Origin of the sequence: Saccharopolyspora sp. SCSIO 74807, from assembly GCF_037023755.1 — a bacterium.
In the GTDB taxonomy this organism is placed as follows: domain Bacteria; phylum Actinomycetota; class Actinomycetes; order Mycobacteriales; family Pseudonocardiaceae; genus Saccharopolyspora_C; species Saccharopolyspora_C galaxeae.
Genome location: NZ_CP146100.1, coordinates 926,343 through 945,801 on the forward strand (window position 1 = coordinate 926,343; position 19,459 = coordinate 945,801).

Sequence of the window (19,459 nt, forward strand, 5' to 3'; positions counted from 1 at the left end):
GATACGGCGGCGCCCGTGCGTGGCGCGGCCGGGAGGTTGTTGTGGCATACGAATCTGTTCTGGACGCTGTCGGTTCGACCCCACTGGTGCGGTTGCGGCGCTGCTTTCCGCACCGCGACGTGGAGGTGTTGGCCAAGCTCGAGATGCTCAATCCGTGCGGAAGCATGAAGGATCGGCCTGCGCGCTACATCGTTGAGCAGGGCGTGCGCGACGGCGCACTGCGACCGGGGATGCGACTGGTGGAAAGCACCTCGGGCAACCTCGGCGTGGCCTTGGCCGTGGCCGCCCGGATGCACGGGCTGGCGTTCACCGCGGTGGTCGATCCCAACACCTCCGCGACGAACTTGCGGCTGTTGGATCTGTTCGGCGCCGACGTGGACATGGTGACCGAGCCCGACGAGGCGGGTGGCTACCTGCACACCCGCGTGCGTCGTGCCCAGAGCTACGCCGAAACCGACCCCGAGGTAGTCTGGATCAACCAGTACGCCAACGAGCGCAACTGGAAGGCGTACTACGACACGGTCGGCACCGAGCTGCTGCAGCAGGTGCACGGGCCGATCGACTACCTGGTCGGGCCGGTGTCCACGACCGGTTCGCTGCAAGGCACCGCCCGGCGACTGCGCGAGTCGCACCCCGAGCTGCGGGTCGTGGCCGTTGATGCGGTGGGCTCGGTGATCTTCGGTAGTCCGCCGCAGAAGCGGCGCATCCCCGGGTTCGGTGCCAGTCGCGTACCGGAGATCTTCAACCCGGCCGAGATCGACGAGGTCGTCCACGTCGCGGATCTGGCGTCGACCTCGGGCTGCCGGAGGTTGGTAGAAACCGAAGGAATCTTGGCCGGCGGCTCCTCCGGAGCGGTCATCTCAGCGCTCGACGGCCTCATCGAACGCCTGCCCGGCCCAGCGCGGGTGGTCACGCTGCTGCCCGACCGTGGCGAACGCTACCTCGACACGGTCTACGACGACGCGTGGGCCGAGAACCTGAAGGACGAGGTTACCCGAGGCGATCTGGCGGAGGCCCCGTGAGCACTCCGGACCGTGTGCAGCAACGCAACCTCGTGCTGTTGTGGGCCAGCCAGTTCATCAACACCGCGGGGTTGATGATGCTGGTGCCGATCATGCCCTTCTACGTGCAGGGCATGGGCGTGCGCGGCACCGCCGAGATCCAAACGTGGGCGGGCGTGGCGATCGCGGCGCCTGCGCTGGCGCTGACCGTGGCGACCCCGCTGTGGGGTCGCCTCGGCGACCGGATCGGGCGGCACTGGATGGTCGTGCGCGCCCTTGTCGGACTCGCCTTGTCGATGCTGGTCATGGCGGTGGCGGGCAACCCGATCATGCTGGTCGTGGGACGATTGCTGCAAGGCAGTCTCGGCGGGGTCGTCGAAGCTACCCAAGCCTTCGCCGGAGCAGCCGGGCCGGGCAACAAGCGGGGTTCCGCGCTCGGCAAATCGTTCAGCGCCACCGCCGCCGGCTCGCTGACCGGCCCCGTGCTCGGCGGTGCCCTCATCGGCGCAGGCCAGCTCACCGTGCTCATGATCGCCATCGCGGTCATCGCGGCTCTGCTCGCGGGTGCCTGCGCACTCGGGCTCCGCGATCCTCACGCGGGCCAGTCAGAGCCGACTCCCAAGCGCCGTGCGACCACACCGCACGGGCGCTCCCGGCCGGCAGGCTTCTGGGAGGTCCCCGGCGCGGCACCGCTGGCGGTGGCCGCGGTCGCGGCCTACTTCGGCGTCTACGGACTGATCCCGGTCTTCGCCGAGCACGTGCAGCAAGGCTTTCCGCCCGGACAGGCCGGCCTGTGGGTGGGGATCTTCCAGTCCCTGACGTGGGCAGCGACGCTGATCGCCTCGTTCTGGTGGGGACGGCACAACGACCGGGCCCAACAGCCCGTCCGTGCTCTGGCCATCGCCGCAGCAGTGTGCGCGGTGAGCATCGCCGCCCAAGCGCTGCCGCTCGGCATGGCCGGGTTGGTCGTGCTGCGACTCGCGCAAGGGGCCAGCTTCGCCGCCCTGGCCCAGTCGCTGTTCTTCCACTTCAGCCGGCACGCCCCGGAGGAACGCCGCAGCGGTTACGTGGCCATGGCCAACAGCTTCCTGCTCGCGGGCCAATCAGCCGGCCCACTGCTCGCAGGCCCCATGGCCATCGTCTTGCCCACCCCAGCCTCGATCGCGTTGATGGGGACGGTGTGTGCGGTGGCGAGCCTGTGCTGCCTGCGCGCACTCCGGAACGAGCACGCTCACCGGCACCGGGACGAAGCCAGGCCGCACCATCGCGACCAACCCGAAATCCGCTGTCGGATGAGCAGCGAACTCGAACCCCCGGCCGCGCGCACCCTCCCCCTCCACCCCTTACCGAGAACGCTCAGCGGCCAGCTGCCGAGTCCCACCCAACCCGCGAGTACGGCACACAGGGCTGAAAGGACCTTCGCGACTCACCCGGATCCTGGCAACCGCGCTTAGCACCACGCCGGGCCCTCAGTTCGGGACCGGTTGGCTGCTGCGGGCTTGGCCACCGCACGCGGCGAACCGCATCCTGCGCCGACGCTTGACCGCAACCTCCGGGCCCGCGCACGGACACCGTGATCGTGCTGCCGCATCAGCGTCCGGCCGTGGACGTTGACCTCCCGGGTAGTGGTTCATGCACGGCTTGCAACGAGTACCACCAGGCTGGCTGGGATCGACTCGACCGAGACTGCCGACCTCCGCTCCGCTGTCCCGCCGAACCGACCAAGGTTCGGCGGGACAGCCGCCAAAAGCCGAAGTCCTCGTCGCGTTTGCCTACGGCAGCAAGGGTCCGGCACCGAGGGGGAGCACGAGTCCTCCTGCGAGGCCGAGGGCGAGGGAGGCTGTTCCGGCGGTGTAGGCGCCGAGCGCTGCGAACCGTCCGGCCGGAACGAGCGTGTCGTGCTCGCGGTCGGGGGCGGTGAACAGAGCTGGGGCGATCCAGCGCAGGTAGTAGAAGAGGCTGGCGACGGTGTTGATGACCGCGACGACCGCCAGCCACGCGAGGTCACCGTTGATCGTGGCGGTGAACACGACGAGTTTGCCGAGGAACACCGCGGTGGGCGGGGTTCCGACCAGGCCGAGCAGGCACACGACGAGGACGGCGGCCAATCCGGGATGCCGCCTGGCCAAGCCGCGGTAGTCGGCGAGTCGTCTCGCGTCGGGGAGTTCGGCGACGACGGCGAACGCGCCGAGGTTGGTCACGGTGTAGGCGGCTAGGTAGAACAGCAGGGCGGGCAGGGCGAGACCGCTGCGGGTGGCGACCGCAACGGCCATGAGAACGTAGCCGACTTGGCTGATCGTGGAGTAGGCCAGCAGGCGGCGGACATTCTCTTGGAAGAACGCGGCGAGGTTTCCCAGCGTCATCGATGCGGTGGCCAGGATCGCGATCAACAGGGGCCAGTCGAGGCTCACCGCGGGCAGTGCCTCGACGACGAGCCGGTAGGCGGCGGCCAGGCCACCGATCTTGGGCACTGTGGTGACGAACGCGGCGACGGGTGTCGTGGCGCCGTCGGTGACGTCGGGAACCCAGAAGTGCGCGGGCACGCCGCCGATTTTGAACAGCAGCCCGGCGAGGACGGCGAGCACGCCGATCGCGACCGCGGCACGGGAGGTGTCGGGCAGTGTGCGGGCGAGCGTGGCGTAGTCGGTGGCTCCGCCGGTGCCGTAGAGGACGGTGGTCCCGGCGAGCATGAGGACGCCGAACAAGACGCCCATGAGGTAGTACTTCAATGCAGCCTCGGTGCCCGGCGCATCCTTGCCGAACCCGGCCAGCGCGTACAGCGGCAAGGAAGCGAGGAGGTAGGCGGCCACGAGCAGCAGCAGGTCGAGTGCGCCGACGAGCATGATCGTGCCGAGTGCGCCCAGTTGCACCAAGGCGTAGAACTCGGTTTCCCGATGGTGGGAGTCGACGGTGTCGATCGACAAACACAGCGTGAGCAGGGTGGCAGCCAGCACGATGAATCGGGCCGCGTTGGTGGCGGTGTCGACGGCGAAGCTGTCACCGAAGACCGTTTCGGGGGCCGCACGCATCGCGATGGAGGTGGCCGCCAGGCCGACGACGCACGCAGTGGCCACGACGATGCGCACAAGCCACTGCCGGTGCCGTGGCAGCCAGGAGCCCAGCAGCAGACCCAGCACGGCTCCGGCGACGAGGGCGAGTTCGGGGATCAGCGCGGCGGGGTTCTCGTTCATGGTCATCGGCTGACCAGACCGATCAGCGTCGTCGAGGCGGGTTCGATCACGTCGAGGAGAAACCGCGGCAGCACACCGATGACCACGGCCAGCGCGAGCAGGGGCAGGATCGCCGTGGTTTCGCTGGCTCGCAGATCGGTGAACTCGCGGGCCGCGCCAGGGGAATCGGGCACCCGCAGCTCCCCGAGGAAGATCCGGTGCACGACCCGCAGGAACAGTCCGGCCGTGATCAGGATGCCGAGCAGCGCCAACGCGGTGGCCACGGTGGCTGAAGCGAGGCTTCCGGTGAAGATCTGGAACTCAGCGATGAACCCGGAGAAGCCGGGCAGGCCGAAAGAGGCGAAGGCGACCAGCGCGGTGACACCCGCGAAGACCGGTGCTGGAGCGGCCAAACCGGAGTAGGCGCCCATGTCGTAGGTGCGGCTGCGGTCGTAGAAGACCCCGGCGAGCAGGAACAGCGCGGCGGTGAGCAGACCGTGGCTGACCATCTGGGTCACCGCCCCGGTCACGGCCAACGAGCGGGCTTGCCCGTCACTCCCGGCGAGAATGCCGGCGGCACCGACTGCGAGAACGATGTAGCCCATGTGGTTGACCGAGGTGTAGGCCACCATCCGCTTGAAGTTTTCTTGGGCCAGTGCGACGAGCGCGCCGTAGAGCACCGAGACCACGCCGATGATGACGACGACCGCCGCGTAGTGCCGCCATGTTCCGGGCAGCAGCGGCATTGCGATGCGGACGAAACCGTAGGTGCCCATCTTCAGCAACACCCCGGCCAGGATCGCTGACCCGGCAGCCGGAGCGTCAGTGTGGGCCGGCGGGAGCCAGGTGTGCAGCGGCACGGTCGGGGTTTTGACCGCGAGACCGATGCTGATCGCGAGCAGCACCAGCCCGCCGAAGACACCCCTGCCCGCCAACGGGTTCGCACGGGCGAGGGCGACGAGGTCGAAGGTGTGCGGCTCGGCGGCCAGGTACAGGCCGATGAACCCCAGCAACAGCGCCAGCGAGCCGATGAAGGTGTAGAGGAAGAACTTCAACGCCGACTCGCGGGCGTTGCCGTGCCCCCACCCGGCGATGACGAAGTACATGCCCACAATGGACAGATCGAAGTAGGCGAAGAACAGGATCAAATCGAGCGCGGTGAACAATCCCATGCTCACCGTCTGCAGGAAAAGGAACAGCAGCGCGAAGCTCTTGATCCGCTGCGTGTGCCGCAGCGAATGGACCGCGCAGGCCAAGAACAGCAGTGCGGTCATCGCCACCAGCGGCAGCGAGAGCCCGTCGAGACCGACGTGGTAACCGACTCCGGCACTGGGAATCCACCGCAGATTCTCCTCGTACGCGAGTCCGGCCCTGGCTTCGTAGCCGATCCAGGCCGCCACGACCAAGGCGAAATCGGCTGCGGTGATCCCGATCCAGCTCCAAACGAACACCCGTCGCCCGGCCGAGGCGGGCACCGCGGCGAGGACCGCCGCGGCCGCCAGCGGGAGGAACACGATCAGCGACAGCACGGGCTACCTCACGAGGATGATCAGCAGGGCGAGCACGGCCAACACCGTGACGGCTTGGGCGTAGTACTGGTGCAGCTGCCCGGTTTGCGGGCGCCGGGCGAGCCTTCCGAGCCGTCGGGCACCGCGGGCCAGGCCGCGCACGAGACCGTCGACGGGGATTTCCGTGCGCCGGTTGGCGAGCTCGGCCAGCCACAGACCGAGTGCGGGCACGGACCGCACAGCCCGGTCGAGGATGCGGTCGTCGAAGACCGCCAGTGCGCGAGCGAGCACCATCGTGGGCCGCACGAGCAGCACCGTGGCAGCGCGCTCGAACCCGAGCCAGTCCCGTGACCATCGCCGTACCGGTGCGGTGAGCGGCACCGGTCGATCTCCCCACCACCAAGCCAAAGCCGACCCGCCGACGGCGAGTGCCGCCGACAGCGCGAGCTCCCACACGCGGGGTGCGGCGGCAGGTCCCGCACCCAGCAGACCTCGCGCGCTCTCGGCCACCGACGGCAGGCCGAACACCCCCAAGACCGCAGCCAGGCCGGCCAGCACCACCAGTACCGGCCAGGCAAAGGCGGACACCTCGCGGGAGCCGGGCTGCTCCGTGTCCCACCTGGTCGCGGCGTTGGCGGGTACTGGCTGCCAGACGAACCAGACCGCTTTGACGCTGTACCCGGCGGAAACCACCGCGGCGGCCAGTCCCACCACATACAGCCCGGGCGCGTGTTGTGCCGTCGCGGCCAGCACGGCGTCCTTGGTCACCCACAGCGACAGCGGGGGCAGGCCGGCCAGCGTCGCGGCGGCGAGGGTGAACGTCACGCCCACCACCGGGTGTCGCCAGGCGGCACCCCGCAAGGCGGGCAGCGTCTTCGTGCCGAGTGCGGTCAGCCACGCTCCGGCGGCCAGGAACAGCGCGGACTTGGTCGCCGCGTGCGCCACCAGCTGCATTGTGCCGGCGGTGATTCCACCGGTGCCCGCGGCCAGCACCATGAACCCGATCTGCGCACACGTCGAGGCCGCGAGCAACTGTTTGAGGTCGGTTTGCGCGACCGCGACCAGGCCGAGCGCCAGCGCGGTGGCCGCACCGAACCAGGCGACCAAGGGGCCACCCCAATCGGAGGCGGCCAGTACCGGGTGCAGCCGGAGGAGCAGGTACGCGCCAGCGGCGACCATGGTGGCTGAGTGCAGCAGCGCCGAGACCGGACTCGGACCTTCCATGGCACGCGAAAGCCAGAAGTGAAACGGCACCTGGGCCGACTTGCCCAACGCGGCCAGCACGATCCCCACGGTGAGCACGGTCAGCCAGGGTGACCTCACCGCGGGCAGCTCCGCGAGGGCGAGCGTGCCGACACCTCCGGCGAGCGCCGCCCCGGCCGCGAGGTAGAGACCAAGATCCGCGGCGCGGGTAGTCAGAAACGCAACGTTGGCCGCGTGCGCCCGGCGAGGGTCGCGCCACCAGAACCCGATCAGAGCCCAGCTCGTTGCACCCATGACCTCCCAGCCCATGAGCAGCAGGGCGAGGCCGGTGGCGGTGACCGTGACGAGCATGGCTCCGGCGAACAGCAGCATCAGTCCGAAAAACCGAGCCCGCGGCTCGTGCGGGCCGAACTCGTCCGCGGCGAAGACCAGCACCGCCAGAGTGACCACCGCGACCGTGACCACCAGGACCGCCGAAAGCCCGTCAACGGCCACACCCGCGTCCATCCCCTGCAGAAAGGGCGCGGTCGCCGCAGGGCGCACCACCGATGCCAGCACGGCGAGCACGACCGTGATCCCCGCGCCGGCGATTCCGACTACGGGCGCGATCCGATCGCCTCGCCTACCGGTGCACGCCAGCACTGCCCCGGTGCCCAGCGGCACCGCGACCAGCAGCCATGCCAGCGCGCCCATCGGCTACTCCTTGAGATCCGCGGCCATGTCGGTCATGTCCACATCCCGGGCGCGGAAAATCGCCGTCACCACGGCGAAACCGACCGCCATCTCCACCGCCATCGCCGTGATCACCACGATGATCAGAACCTGACCGTCCGCATTGGACGGAGCGACGTAGTACCAGAAGGCCGCCGCCGCAACCGTGATGCCATTGAGCATCAGCTCCAGGCCCATCATCAGCATCACGATCGACTGCTGCGACAACGCTCCGTAGAGGCCGATGGCGAACAGCCCGGCACCGAGCAGCAGGAACAGCTCCAGGCTCACCGCCCGATCCCCCCACACACCGGCTCGTCGGCGCGGACGACGCGCAGGTCGTCGCCCCACCGGTCGTAGCGCCCCCGGTGGGTGGCCAGAACGACGGTGGCCACGATGGTGGCGAACAGCGCCACCCCCAGGGTCATCATGGTCAGCATGTGCGGGCCCATCAGCGCTTCCCCGAGCGCGACCGTCGGGTCCGGCGGCGGCATCCCAGCCCGCTGCGGCCAGTCGACGAGCACGATGCCCACCGCGAGCACGACGAAAGTCCCGACCGAGATCGCCGCGGCGCCGGTCTTGTTGTGTTCCATCGCCATCGGCATCAGCCCGGCGGGATTCATCATGTACATGACCATGAACACGGCCATGATCACCATTTCCATGACCATCATCAACACGATCACCACGCCGAGGTAGGCCAACCCGAGCAGCACCACTTCCGCGGCCACGAACACGAACGAGGCCAGCAACGCGAACGTCACCCGCGCCATCGAGTTCAACCGAAACACCAAGAACCCGGACACCAGAGCGCCGACCGCGAACAGCCAGAACAACGCAACCGTCACCACGCACCCCTTTTCACCGCACCAGCACCACCAGCGCGACGACCAGCGCCTGCAGGACCGTCAGCGGGACCAGCACCACCCAGGCGAACTCAGCGAACCGCTCCATCCGCACCGTGGGAAACCGGCGCCCCAGCCACACGACCACGCCCAGCACCGCGGCAGTCTTGAGCACCGTCCACACCCAGCCCGGCAGCCAGGGCCCACCGCCTCCTCCGAGGAACAGCGGCACCGCCATCGCCACCGCGACCACCAGCAGCAACCACCGCCCACCGAGGAACACCAGCCGGTCCACACCGGAAGACTCCCCCGCCGCTCCGCCGGCGAGGTCATGCCCCAGCGGCGCGTCGAACGGGCCCCAGAACGCCATCGCCATCGCACTGAGCAGATAGACGACGAAGGCGACCGGCATCCACACCACGAACCACAACCCGGACTGGGCCTCGACGATCCCGCCCACCCGCAACGTGCCCGCACCGGTGGCCGCCGTGATCAACGCGAACATGTGCGGCAACTCGTAAGCCAACCCCTGGGCCACGAACCGGTAACCACCGACCAGGGACAACGCCGCATTCGGGCCCCAGCCGACCATCCACACCGCCGCCCAAGACAGGATCTCCATCGCGTTGAACCACACGACCCCCACCGCGAGATCCGACACGGCCACCCCGCCCAGCGGCAGCACCGATCCGGCCAGCACCGCCAGGACCGGAACAAGCACCACGCCGGTGCGCCACAGCACCGCGTCAGCTGCCGCGGTCGTCCGCCTTTGCGTGATCAGCAGCCGCACCACCGCACGCAGCGGTGCGCTCAACGCCGCTGACGCCGACACCGGTCGTCCAGCCGCACGCGCCGCCAAAGCCGCATCGAAGACGAGCGCCGCGACCGCACCCACCCCCAACAACACGGGCAGCACGAGCACACTCCACACTGGAGCCTCAGCCATCCACCGCTCCCACGTCGACGTGGTCGAGCTCGGCGATATCCGGATCCACACTGGCCACGATCAACCGCGCCCCGGCCAGCTCGGCCCCCTCCACCAGCCCGGAAAGCACCCCCAGAGCCGCCGCCGAACACCCGCCGGCACCGAGCCGTCCTCGTGGCCCGGAATCGGTGATGGTCAATGGCGCGCCGTCGTCGAATGCGGGCACCGATCGCTCGATCTCGGCCAGCCACGCCTGCCACCGCGCACGCACGTCACCCCCGGCACGAGATGCCATCAAGGTAGGCCCGGTCACCCCTGCGGCCTCGGCCGCCTCCGCGGGCAAGCCCCCCAACCCACCGGTGAGCCACCGCAGCGTTCGCGACCGACGCAGCCACCGGACCAACCGGTGCACCAGGCGAGCGACCACCTCGGCAGGCACGCCCGCAAGCACGTCGTCGCGGGCTCGCCGCGCCCGCAGCGCCGCGTCACGCCAGCCCGCCACAGCCAGCAACCTCGCCAGGCTGTCCAGGTGCGCCGCAGCGCGGCGCCGAGCGGCCTCGCCCGCCGTGACGGCCTCACCAGAGGCTGACCGGCGCCATGGCTCGTTCCAGAAATCCGGCACGTCGCCGTAATCGCGAATCACCTCGAGCCGGGCTCTCTGCACGACATCGCCCTGCAGCGTGGTGTGCAGCACGAGACCGGCGGGCCAGTCCGGCAGCACCGGGCCGAGCGGCACATGGAGCTGATCGAGCATCAGTCCATCCCGATCCGGACCACGATCGGCCATGGGCACACCGCCCGGCATGTCCATCCCGCCGCCACCGTGCTGCTCGTGGCCCTGGGACTGGTCATCAGAACGACCGTGCTCAGCGTGGCCCGCACCGCCCCGCCCACGCCGCGCCGACATTCCTTCACCAACGGGAGGCGCCTCGCCCTGGTCGGTTAGCAGGCTCGCCGCACGCTGAAGCGCGATGTCGGCCTCGGCCGCGTTGCCGACCTGCACGCGAACCCGGGGCTGCGGAACCTGGTCCCACAGCTGATCGGCGAAGCTCGTCCACTGCGGCCCCGCAGGCCCGACGACGGCCAGGACATCAGCATCCGCCGGATGGGACACCTGCACCCATCCCCATCGGCGCAGCAGTTGCTCAACCGCCAACCGAGACGCGGTACCTCCTGGAGCCTCGGCGACGAGCACGTGGGGCACCCCGGCGGCGAAGCGCCGCAACAGGGCGGTCACGCCCATCGCAACGCCCCTTCCCGCCACGCATACGCCACCCCAGCCAGCAAAATCCCTAGAAACACGAACATTTCGACGACCGCGCTCGTACCCACCGACGAGACGACCAGCGCCCACGGATACATGAACAGCATCTCCATCTCGAACGCCAGATAAATCATCGTCAGCGCATACCACCGCACGTGGAAACGCGAAAACGCATGTTCGGACGGTGCATGACCGGCCAGAAACGGCCTCACTCGGATGCTGCCCGGTCCGATCTGCACCAGCGAGGCCACGCCGTACACGCCGCTGACCACCACCACGACCACGACCAGGACCAACAGCGCCATCGCGAACCCGCTCATGCTCCACGCAGCACAAGCACGTTCGAGCCCACAGACCTCGCGCACCGCGCTTGAAGCGTCACTGCATCACCCATCGCCACCCCCGAACAGCGAGATCACGGCTTTCCCAGCCTGACCGACTACCCAGCGGAACGCTCGCCGACGCCGACTGCCACCGCGATCGAGAGCGCCGGATCCTAGATCGACACAAGGATGTATCTCGGCTGCCGGAATACCCCTAGGGGGTAGGGGTGTTAGCGCAAGTGTCAGCTGGTCGAACAATCAAGGACGTGAGAGGACAGCATGATCAACCTTCGCCGCACCGCAGCCGCGTCCGTTCTCGCGCTGGGCCTGGCCGGCGTTGCGGCCTGCTCCCCGGAAGGGCCAGCGCCCCAGGCACCGTCTGCGAGTCCGCCACCACCGCCGGCCGCGAGCGCGCCCGCGCAACCCGGCACCGCGGTGAGCCCGGCACACAACCAGGCCGACGTGCAGTTCGTGAAGATGATGATTCCGCACCACCAGCAAGCGCTGCGGATGGCCGAGATCGTGCTGCCGAAGCAGGGACCGGACCCGCAGGTGCGCCAAATGACCGAGAAGATCCAGCGCGAGCAACGCCTGGAGATCGCCACGATGCAGTCGTGGCTGGGTGCCTGGAACGCCGGATCCGCGATGTCGCTCGAACAAGCACAGGGCATGCAGGGACTGCTTTCCCCCGACGACCTCGCCGCGCTCGAGCACGCCGACGGCGCGGCTGCCTCCAAGCTGTTCCTGCACCAGATGATCGCCCACCACGAGGGCGCTGTGTCCATGTCGCAGCCCGAGATCCAGGGCGGGGAGAACCCGCAGGCGAAGCAGCTGGCGCACTCGATCGTGCAGTCCCAAAACCAACAGATCCAGCACATGCAGTCGATGCTCAACCACCTGTAAGCACCGCAGATCCCCTTCAGCGCCCCAGCCCGCGAAATCTTGACATACCCCTACCCCCTAATAGTCCCGAGGAGGCTCGCCATGCATGGCTACGCCCAGGACAAGGACGCCTACGCCAAGCGGCTGCGTCGCATCGAAGGCCAGGTCCGCGGGTTGGCAAAGATGATCGACGACGACCAGTACTGCATCGACGTGCTCACCCAGATCGGCGCGACCACCAAAGCCCTGCAGTCGGTCGCGCTGGGACTGATGGACGAGCACCTCAAACACTGCCTGGCCGAAGCCATGGCCGAAGGCGGCGAGGCCGCCGACGAGAAGGTCCGCGAAGCCAGCGACGCCATCGCCCGCCTGGTGCGCTCCTGACCAAACGCGACGAGCACCGACGCACGGTTCACATCGAGAAGGAAAGAATCGCTATGACCGAGACGACCTACATCGTGACCGGCATGACCTGCGAGCACTGCGCCCGGTCGGTGACCGAAGAGCTCACCGAGATCGACGGCGTGTCCGACGTCGCGGTGAACCTCGCCACCGGTGCGGTGACGGTGACCAGCGCTGAACCGGTCAGCAACGACGACGTGCAAGCCGCCGTCGAAGAAGCCGGCTACCAACTGGCAGCCCGCTAACCACCATCACTGCTCGCCAGCAGGAGCAAGTCGACCCCTCCGACGTCCGTGAGCACCGGAGGGACACAGGAGGGCTCCATGACTACCACCACAAATCAGTCCACGGCCTCGCCCAGTCAGGACGTCGAGCTCGCTATCGGCGGCATGACCTGTGCCTCGTGCGCGGCGCGGGTCGAGAAGAAACTGGGCAAGCTCGACGGGGTGGCCGCCACGGTCAACTACGCCACCGAAAAGGCCAAGGTCACCTACCCCGAGGGGCTGGACCCGCAGCAGCTGATCGACCAGGTCGAAGCCGCCGGCTACACCGCCACCCTGCCCCAACCCGCTCGCACGAACACACCGTCCACCAGCGACGGTGACTCCGACGACCCGACGCGGTCGCTGCGGGAACGCCTGATCATTTCCGCCGTGCTGTCCGTGCCGGTCATCGCACTGGCGATGATCCCGCTGTTGCAGTTCACCTACTGGCAGTGGATCTCGCTGACCCTGGCCGCTCCCGTGGTCGTGTGGGGCGCGTGGCCGTTCCACCGCGCCGCGGCCACGAACCTGCGCCACGGCGCGGCCACCATGGACACCCTGATCTCGATGGGCACCCTGGCCGCATTCACGTGGTCGCTGTACGCACTGCTGTTCGGCACCGCCGGCATGCCCGGCATGACCCACCCGTTCGCCCTGACCGTCCAACCGGGCAGCGGCGACGGGAACATCTACCTCGAAGTCGCCGCCGGGGTCACCACGTTCATCCTCGCCGGCCGCTACTTCGAAGCCCGATCCAAACGACGCTCGGGCGCAGCGTTGCGCGCCCTGCTCGAACTCGGCGCCAAGGACGTCACGGTCCTGCGCAACGGCCACGAACAGCGCATCCCCACCGACCATCTCGCCGTCGGAGACCACTTTATCGTCCGCCCCGGCGAAAAGATCGCCACCGACGGCGTGATCGAAGACGGCTCCTCGGCGGTCGATGCCAGCATGCTCACCGGCGAATCCGTCCCGGTCGAGGTCGCCCGAGGCGACATCGTGACCGGCGCGACGGTCAACGCCGGTGGTCGGCTCGTCGTCCGCGCCACCCGAATCGGCTCGGACACCCAGCTGGCCCAGATGGCCAAGCTCGTCGAAGACGCCCAGACCGGCAAGGCCGCCGTCCAGCGCCTGGCCGACCGCATCTCCGCGGTCTTCGTCCCGATCGTCATCGCCCTGGCGCTGGCCACCCTGATCTTCTGGCTCGTCACCGGAGCCGGAGCCACAGCGGCGTTCACCGCCGCCGTCGCCGTACTGATCATCGCCTGCCCCTGCGCACTCGGACTGGCCACCCCCACCGCGCTGCTGGTCGGCACCGGCCGCGGCGCCCAGCTGGGCATCCTGCTCAAGGGCCCCGAGGTCCTCGAATCCACCCGCCGCATCGACACCGTCGTGCTCGACAAGACCGGCACCATCACCAGCGGACAGATGTCCCTAACCGCAGTGCACACCCTCGACAGCGTCGACAAGAACGAAGTACTCCGACTGGCCGGAGCCGCCGAGCACGCCTCGGAGCACCCCATCGCTCAAGCGATCGCGCGCGGCGCGGCCGACCGCGTCGGCGATCTCCCTGAAGTCGAGGAGTTCACCAACATCGAAGGACTCGGCGTGCAAGCCGTCGTCGACGGCCACGCCATCCTGGTCGGCCGGGCGCAGCTGTTGGAGCAATGGAGTATCCGGGTCCCCGAGACGCTGGCGCAGGCCAAACTGGACGCCGAGCGGGACGGCAGTACCGTCGTCGTCGCCGCCGTCGACGGGCAAACCCGCGCTGCGCTGGTGATCGCCGACACCATCAAACCCACCTCGCCGGAGGCGATCCACGGCCTGCGCGGCCTGGGGCTGCGGCCGGTGCTGCTGACCGGCGACAACGAGGCCGTCGCCCAGGCGACCGCCGTGCAGGTCGGCATCGACGAGGTCATCGCCGAGGTCCTGCCCGCCGACAAGGTCGACGTCGTCGCCCGGCTGCAACGAGAGGGCCGCGTGGTGGCCATGGTCGGCGACGGCATCAACGACGCCGCCGCACTGGCCCAAGCCGACCTCGGACTGGCCATGGGCACCGGCACCGACGTTGCCATCGAGGCATCCGATCTCACCCTCGTCCGCGGCGACCTGCGTGCGGCCGTCGACGCGATCCGGCTCGCCCGCCGAACCCTCGGCACCATCAAGGGCAACCTGTTCTGGGCCTTCGCCTACAACGTCGCCGCCCTGCCGCTGGCAGCAGCCGGACTCCTCAACCCCATGATCGCCGGGGCCGCCATGGCGTTCAGCTCCGTGTTCGTCGTCGCCAACAGCCTGCGCCTACGCCGCTTCCACAGCACCACTACCAACCCACGCCAGCTGGGCACCGAAACACACGACGTGTCCTCACCGCGGCCCAGCGCGACGCGCTCCTAACGGCCGGTACGGCGGGTAGGACCACTGTTCAAGCACGACTTTCCCCTCCCGGGAGGTAAGGCGGAAAGCACATTCCCGGTTGGCGCTGGGCGACAGCACCGTCTCCCCAAGCAGAACGAGTCACGAACTAGGGTGGAATCCGTGGGGTATCGGTCCACGAACGGTTACGGGTGGCTGCTGGCGCTGCTCGCCTTCGGCGTCATGGTCATGCACCATGCGCCGCTGGCCCACGCCAGCGACTCCGCGCCGATGCCGATGCCGCCAGCCCTGGTGCAGCTGCACGGCACGCACGCCGCACAGGCAGCTGACGTCCCCCACGCCCAGGTCGGCCGCTCCGCAGAACCGGCTGCCCATTCGTCACCCGACAGGCAGCCTGCTCATGAGCACGGGTGGCTCCACCTGTGTCTGGCGATCCTGGCCGCAGCGATCGTCCTGTTCGCCGCACACGCCCTCCGCGCCTCGGCACTCCTCCCGAAAGCACCGTTCCGGGCGGCCGCACTCGGCCCAGGTCGAAGCCGGAGTCGCCCCCCGCCCCCGTTACCTCGAAGACTGGCGCAGCTGTGCGTGCTCCGGTTGTGATCTTTCGCCGTTCCGAACGATCCGACGGATCGTTCCTTTTCTGCAGCAACCAATTCGGAACGACGAAAGTGAATAAACCATGAACACGATGCGCACAGTCGGCGTTGCGTTGGCCATCGCCACCGCAGGTGGCGTCCTTGCCGCGTGTACCGGTTCCGAGCAGGGCATGCCGGGCATGAACCACGCCACCCCGCCGGCAAGCACCTCCCAGCCGCCCGCCGCAGCCGGGCAGCACAATAACGCTGACGTGGCGTTCGCCCAGGACATGATTCCCCACCACAGCCAGGCCATCGACATGTCCCGACTGGCCGCCGAACGCGCCCAGTCCGACCAGGTCAAGAACCTCGCGCGTCAGATCGAGGCGGCCCAAGGCCCCGAAATCGAGACGCTCAACGGCTGGCTGCGCAGCTGGGGCGCCCCCACACCCCGGCCCGGCATGCCCATGAACCACGGCACCATGCCGAGCATGGAACACGAGAATATGCCCGGCATGAACCACGGGAACATGCCCGGCATGATGACCGCCGACGACATGCAAAAGCTGCAGCAGGTCAACGGGCCCGAGTTCGACCGAATGTTCCTCACCATGATGATCAAGCACCACGAAGGAGCGGTGGGCATGGCTCAAACCGAGCCCGCACAGGGCCAGTTCCCCGCCGCCAAGCAGATGGCCCAGCGGATCATCAGTTCCCAACAAGCTGAGATCAACACCATCCACCAGATGCTCAACCACGGCTGACAGACCACGGCGGCGCTGTTGCCGAACCCGAGCAGCGCCGCCGCAGCCAAACCGGGAAGAAAGCAGCGAGGGGCGGCCCCGCGCTCGGCGGGGCCGCCCCTTGATGATCAGCCGCAGCGGCCGACCCCGGCGGCGGTCAACCCTTCCCTGGTCGGGCCCTGCCCACTCCGGCAGCACTCGGCCAGCTCGCCATCCACGACCACAGCAGGAATCCGGGCAAGGCCATATTCGGCCGCCCGGTCCGCGGCATTCGCGTCGCTGCGCAGGTCGCGCACCACGACCTCGCAACCCGGCCCGGCCATGTCCTCCACCAGCTCCACCACGGGCGCGCAACCCGGGCACCCAGTCGTGAACACTTCAACGTGGCGGTTTGCCATCGTCATCACCTCCAAGGCGGCACGCTAAGGTTTCCAGTCGAGTGGAAGGTCAAGTCCGCGGTTCGCTCTCGCGCCGCATGTGGTCGATCAGCGGGCAGGAGGCGGCATCGGCCTCCTCCATGGCCAACCGATCGGCACGCGCGTCCAACTCCAGCAGCTGCTGCCGCATCCGCTGCAACTCCGCGATCCGCTCATCGATGTCGCCGACATGCTCGTGCAGGACCTGCCGGACATAGCCGCACGGACGCTTGTCCGCATCCCGGAGCGCCAGTACTTCGCTGATCTCGTCCAACCGCATGCCCAGCCGCTGCGCGGCCTTGATGAAACCCACCCGGTCGGCATCGCTGGCGCTGTACACCCGATAGCCAGCAGCGTTGCGCTCGGCCGCAGGCAGCAGACCGATGCTCTCGTAATAGCGAACCGTCTTGGGATTCACTCGCGCCGTCCGGGCCAGTTCCCCGATGTGCACCACAGCTCCCTGCCGGTCGAGTCCCTGGTGTTCCATCAAGAGTGCACCTCCCAGCCGTCTGGAAGGTCCAGCCCAAGCCTGCCAACCGAATAGCACGACTGCTGCACACCGCGATCACCACGGCGACCTGCTCCACAGCTGCGCGGTGTCACACCCCCGCACCAGCAGGGCGGGCGACCCCCCGACGGTCGCCCGCCCCGAGTCCCAGCAGGACCTCCAACCTCGCACAGACATACGGCATCTATGCACATTCGCGTGAGCACTCGTGCGACCCCGGTTGCCGAGTCAAGCGTTGACCAACCCGTTGTACCCCGACCGCGATGTGAAGTTCTTTCGGGTGCGGGTTCGGTTACAGTTGCGCTCGCCACGATCCCCCTCCGTGGCCTTGGTGGCGCCCGGCCTGTATCTCCCTCCCCCTCGCAGGCCGGGCGTCGGCCGAAACCGGATCGGCATCCTTTCGGCGAATCCGCGCGGCTCCAACGAAAATACGAACGGTCTGCTCCGCCAGTACTTTCCCAAGGGATTTGATCTATTGGGGTATCATCGTGACTACCTCGAATTCGTCGCAGCAGAACTCAACAGCCGACCACGGAAACGGTTGGACTGGAAGACCCCTGCCGAAGCCCTCAAGGTGCTACTCTCCAAGCCGACCAGCCCACCTGGTGTTGCGTTGACCGCCTGAATCCGCCCGGCGATGAAGTGCCTGTACCTCGTCACCCGTAGCCTGGACCCGACCGGCACCGGCCGCACACGATGGGCGCAACGCTGGAAGCCCGTGATCAACGCGTTCGCTATCACCTTCAGCGACCGCTGGCCAGCCGCTGAAACCTACTAACCGCACCGCCGGAAACACCGTTGATCGGACAGACCCCGATCCGGCGGCGGACGGCGGCTCCGATGAGCAGAGCGGCGGAGTTCGCGGTTGGTCAGTTCGCGGAGGTGCGGGTGGGGCGGGGAGGCGGCGGTAGTGGTTAATCGAGTGCTCGGCGTTCGTTCCGCCTCCCCGCGTTACCGCGCACGGTCACGTCCCCGTCCGCTGCGAGCCGGTCGGTGCGTGCGACGGCTGCCTGCCTTGGCACAGCGGTGCGGGGTCCGCGGTGGCGGCGGGTATCAGCACGGCTGCCGCGGCGGCGAGCACCAGCACGGGCAGCGCGATCACCGCGGTGATCGGCCAGCGGGCGCGGCCAGCGTTCGCCGGGGGTTCGAGCAGGCGCCGCACGCGGTCCAGCACGTCGGAGCCGGTGGCGGTCAGGACGGATGCCGGTCGGCTGGTGGGCGTGGTGCTCGTCGCCATCGCGGCGAGGGCGCGGGCGACCGGCTGCCTGCCACACTGCTTTCCGGCGTGGTCGTCGGCGAGCCATTCGACGATGCGCGCGATCTCGTGCGGAGCGCTGCGCAGCAGCGGTACGAACGGGAACGCCCGGGCGAGCGCTGCTGCCCAGGACACGCAGAGGTGGTGCCTGCCGCGCTGGTGCGCCTGCTCGTGGGCGATGACCGCGTCGAGTTCGCGCGGTGACAACCTCTCCAGGGCGCCCGTGGTCAGCACGATCGAGGCCCTGCGCCCTGGTGCACAGTATGCGGCCGGCGCCGGGCTGTCGACGACGGAGATCCGTTGCCCGTCGCGGTGTACGGTCCTCGATGGCTCGCACACCCGACGCCGGTGCGCTCTGCGGTGTCTGCGGTCGCAGGCGGCCTGTCGTGCGGCGATCGTTCCCAGCCGCAGCAGGAAGGTCAGGGAGCCGAGCAGGGCGAGGGCGGCGGGAGCGTCGGCCGGGCTGTGCACGCCGAGTACGACCTCCACCGCGCGCAGGCATGCGTGCAGCAGCCCGGCCAGCCCGAGTCCGCCGGAGAGCCGGGCGGTGGCCGCGAGACCGACGCTGAGCACGGCGACGATCCAGGACAGCGGCAGCGCGGTCCAGAGCACGAGGCCGAGCCGCGGCGCAGCCCGTTGCCAACTCCGGTAGGCGCGCATCAGACGGGGGGCGAGCACGGCCGCGGCCGCAGCGTAAGCGGACAACCCGAGCAGCAGCGGCGTCATCGTTCCTCCGGTGGCGTGGCCTCGGCGAGCAACTCCCGCAGCAAGGCCGCCTCGTCGTCGCTGATCTCGTCGACGAACTTGAGGAATGTGGCGCGGGGGCTGTTGCTGGCCGCCAGCGCCTCCCGCATCTGCGAGGCCGCGTGCTCGCTGGGCTGCACGCGGGGGCGGTAGAACCACACCCGGCCGAGTCGTTCCCGCTCGACCCATTCCTTGCGGTGCAGGTTTTCCAGGACCGTGGCCACCGTGGTGTAGGCGAGGTCGCGGTCGCGCAGGCCGTCGAGCGCCTGCCGCACGCTCAGGGCGCCATCGGCGTCCCACAGCAGGGACATCACCGCTGACTCGAGCGGACCGAGACTGCGCATCGAG

The 19,459-nt window shown here is 68.8% G+C and carries 19 protein-coding genes and 2 pseudogenes; 9 read left to right on the plus strand and 12 right to left on the minus strand.

From position 1 onward, the window contains the following. Positions 1–41: 41 nt before the first annotated feature. A complete protein-coding gene (gene sbnA, locus V1457_RS03955) occupies positions 42–1,022 on the plus strand; it encodes a 2,3-diaminopropionate biosynthesis protein SbnA (RefSeq protein ID WP_200071474.1) in 981 nt (326 codons plus the stop codon). Beyond that, positions 1,019–2,455, plus strand: a complete 1,437-nt coding sequence (locus V1457_RS03960; RefSeq protein ID WP_338600332.1) for an MFS transporter — start codon at positions 1,019–1,021, stop codon at positions 2,453–2,455. Before sbnA ends, V1457_RS03960 begins: the two co-directional genes overlap by 4 nt. A gap of 318 nt (positions 2,456–2,773) precedes the next feature. Here the strand turns inward: V1457_RS03960 and V1457_RS03965 are convergent, their stop codons facing one another. From V1457_RS03965 to V1457_RS04000, 8 genes are read right to left on the minus strand one after another with little or no spacing between them, the layout of a single operon-like run. Beyond that, the gene (locus V1457_RS03965) at positions 2,774–4,198 is read right to left on the minus strand and encodes an NADH-quinone oxidoreductase subunit N (protein ID WP_338600335.1); all 1,425 of its coding nucleotides are present in this window, start codon (positions 4,196–4,198) and stop codon (positions 2,774–2,776) included. Beyond that, positions 4,195–5,700, minus strand: a complete 1,506-nt coding sequence (locus tag V1457_RS03970; RefSeq protein WP_338600338.1) for an NADH-quinone oxidoreductase subunit M — start codon at positions 5,698–5,700, stop codon at positions 4,195–4,197. Before V1457_RS03970 ends, V1457_RS03965 begins: the two co-directional genes overlap by 4 nt. Before the next feature lie 3 nt (positions 5,701–5,703). Continuing rightward, positions 5,704–7,575, minus strand: coding sequence for a proton-conducting transporter membrane subunit (locus V1457_RS03975; RefSeq protein ID WP_338600341.1), 1,872 nt, complete (start codon positions 7,573–7,575; stop codon positions 5,704–5,706). Positions 7,576–7,578: 3 nt separating this feature from the next. Then, a complete protein-coding gene (gene nuoK / locus V1457_RS03980) occupies positions 7,579–7,884 on the minus strand; it encodes an NADH-quinone oxidoreductase subunit NuoK (protein ID WP_338600343.1) in 306 nt (101 codons plus the stop codon). Further along, positions 7,881–8,444, minus strand: coding sequence for an NADH-quinone oxidoreductase subunit J (locus tag V1457_RS03985; RefSeq protein WP_338600346.1), 564 nt, complete (start codon positions 8,442–8,444; stop codon positions 7,881–7,883). Before V1457_RS03985 ends, nuoK begins: the two co-directional genes overlap by 4 nt. Before the next feature lie 10 nt (positions 8,445–8,454). Beyond that, positions 8,455–9,384 carry an NADH-quinone oxidoreductase subunit H gene (locus V1457_RS03990; protein WP_338600349.1) on the minus strand — a complete coding sequence of 310 codons (930 nt, stop codon included), beginning with the start codon at positions 9,382–9,384 and terminating at the stop codon, positions 8,455–8,457. Next, positions 9,377–10,606, minus strand: coding sequence for a hypothetical protein (locus tag V1457_RS03995; RefSeq protein ID WP_338600352.1), 1,230 nt, complete (start codon positions 10,604–10,606; stop codon positions 9,377–9,379). Before V1457_RS03995 ends, V1457_RS03990 begins: the two co-directional genes overlap by 8 nt. After that, complete coding sequence (locus tag V1457_RS04000; RefSeq protein ID WP_200071466.1) at positions 10,597–10,947, minus strand: NADH-quinone oxidoreductase subunit A; 351 nt, start codon at positions 10,945–10,947, stop codon at positions 10,597–10,599. Before V1457_RS04000 ends, V1457_RS03995 begins: the two co-directional genes overlap by 10 nt. A 438-nt stretch (positions 10,948–11,385) precedes the next feature. Here V1457_RS04000 and V1457_RS04005 point away from each other — a divergent pair, with 438 nt between their 5' ends. The 5 genes from V1457_RS04005 to V1457_RS04025 all read left to right on the plus strand — a co-directional run bounded on the left by V1457_RS04005 (position 11,386) and on the right by V1457_RS04025 (position 16,209). After that, positions 11,386–11,853, plus strand: a complete 468-nt coding sequence (locus V1457_RS04005; protein WP_200071465.1) for a DUF305 domain-containing protein — start codon at positions 11,386–11,388, stop codon at positions 11,851–11,853. A gap of 81 nt (positions 11,854–11,934) precedes the next feature. Then, on the plus strand, positions 11,935–12,216 hold the full coding sequence (locus V1457_RS04010) for a metal-sensitive transcriptional regulator (protein WP_338600356.1): 282 nt from the start codon (positions 11,935–11,937) through the stop codon (positions 12,214–12,216). 53 nt (positions 12,217–12,269) lie between these two features. Next, positions 12,270–12,479, plus strand: a complete 210-nt coding sequence (locus V1457_RS04015; RefSeq protein ID WP_200071463.1) for a heavy-metal-associated domain-containing protein — start codon at positions 12,270–12,272, stop codon at positions 12,477–12,479. A 78-nt stretch (positions 12,480–12,557) separates the two neighbouring features. Then, positions 12,558–14,891 (plus strand): heavy metal translocating P-type ATPase, encoded by a 2,334-nt coding sequence (locus V1457_RS04020; RefSeq protein WP_338600359.1) that lies wholly within the window; start codon positions 12,558–12,560, stop codon positions 14,889–14,891. A 658-nt stretch (positions 14,892–15,549) separates the two neighbouring features. Then, positions 15,550–16,209, plus strand: coding sequence for a DUF305 domain-containing protein (locus V1457_RS04025; protein ID WP_338600362.1), 660 nt, complete (start codon positions 15,550–15,552; stop codon positions 16,207–16,209). Positions 16,210–16,316: 107 nt separating this feature from the next. On the opposite strand, the gene V1457_RS04030 is transcribed toward V1457_RS04025, so the two are convergent. Further along, complete coding sequence (locus tag V1457_RS04030) at positions 16,317–16,592, minus strand: thioredoxin family protein (RefSeq protein ID WP_338604805.1); 276 nt, start codon at positions 16,590–16,592, stop codon at positions 16,317–16,319. Positions 16,593–16,635: 43 nt separating this feature from the next. Then, positions 16,636–17,091, minus strand: a complete 456-nt coding sequence (locus V1457_RS04035; protein WP_338600364.1) for a heavy metal-responsive transcriptional regulator — start codon at positions 17,089–17,091, stop codon at positions 16,636–16,638. Between the two features lie 433 nt (positions 17,092–17,524). On the opposite strand from V1457_RS04035, the pseudogene V1457_RS04040 reads away from it, so the two are divergent. Then, a pseudogene (locus tag V1457_RS04040) lies at positions 17,525–17,737 on the plus strand (transposase); the annotation flags it as partial. Positions 17,738–17,746: 9 nt separating this feature from the next. After that, positions 17,747–17,890, plus strand: a pseudogene (locus tag V1457_RS04045) (IS256 family transposase); the annotation flags it as partial. Between the two features lie 186 nt (positions 17,891–18,076). Here V1457_RS04045 and V1457_RS04050 read toward each other — a convergent pair. Then, complete coding sequence (locus V1457_RS04050) at positions 18,077–19,093, minus strand: M56 family metallopeptidase (protein ID WP_338600367.1); 1,017 nt, start codon at positions 19,091–19,093, stop codon at positions 18,077–18,079. Then, complete coding sequence (locus V1457_RS04055; RefSeq protein ID WP_338600370.1) at positions 19,090–19,455, minus strand: BlaI/MecI/CopY family transcriptional regulator; 366 nt, start codon at positions 19,453–19,455, stop codon at positions 19,090–19,092. Before V1457_RS04055 ends, V1457_RS04050 begins: the two co-directional genes overlap by 4 nt. Positions 19,456–19,459: the final 4 nt, after the last annotated feature.

Coding starts and splice junctions, on each gene's coding strand:
- V1457_RS03965 (WP_338600335.1), bottom strand. CDS start 4,198: ATGACCATGAACGAGAACCCCGCCGCGCTGATCCCCGAACTCGCCCTC.
- V1457_RS03975 (WP_338600341.1), bottom strand. CDS start 7,575: ATGGGCGCGCTGGCATGGCTGCTGGTCGCGGTGCCGCTGGGCACCGGG.
- V1457_RS03990 (WP_338600349.1), bottom strand. CDS start 9,384: ATGGCTGAGGCTCCAGTGTGGAGTGTGCTCGTGCTGCCCGTGTTGTTG.
- V1457_RS03995 (WP_338600352.1), bottom strand. CDS start 10,606: ATGGGCGTGACCGCCCTGTTGCGGCGCTTCGCCGCCGGGGTGCCCCAC.
- V1457_RS04000 (WP_200071466.1), bottom strand. CDS start 10,947: ATGAGCGGGTTCGCGATGGCGCTGTTGGTCCTGGTCGTGGTCGTGGTG.
- V1457_RS04010 (WP_338600356.1), top strand. CDS start 11,935: ATGCATGGCTACGCCCAGGACAAGGACGCCTACGCCAAGCGGCTGCGT.
- V1457_RS04015 (WP_200071463.1), top strand. CDS start 12,270: ATGACCGAGACGACCTACATCGTGACCGGCATGACCTGCGAGCACTGC.
- V1457_RS04020 (WP_338600359.1), top strand. CDS start 12,558: ATGACTACCACCACAAATCAGTCCACGGCCTCGCCCAGTCAGGACGTC.
- V1457_RS04025 (WP_338600362.1), top strand. CDS start 15,550: ATGAACACGATGCGCACAGTCGGCGTTGCGTTGGCCATCGCCACCGCA.
- V1457_RS04030 (WP_338604805.1), bottom strand. CDS start 16,592: ATGACGATGGCAAACCGCCACGTTGAAGTGTTCACGACTGGGTGCCCG.
- V1457_RS04035 (WP_338600364.1), bottom strand. CDS start 17,091: ATGGAACACCAGGGACTCGACCGGCAGGGAGCTGTGGTGCACATCGGG.
- V1457_RS04050 (WP_338600367.1), bottom strand. CDS start 19,093: ATGACGCCGCTGCTGCTCGGGTTGTCCGCTTACGCTGCGGCCGCGGCC.
- V1457_RS04055 (WP_338600370.1), bottom strand. CDS start 19,455: ATGCGCAGTCTCGGTCCGCTCGAGTCAGCGGTGATGTCCCTGCTGTGG.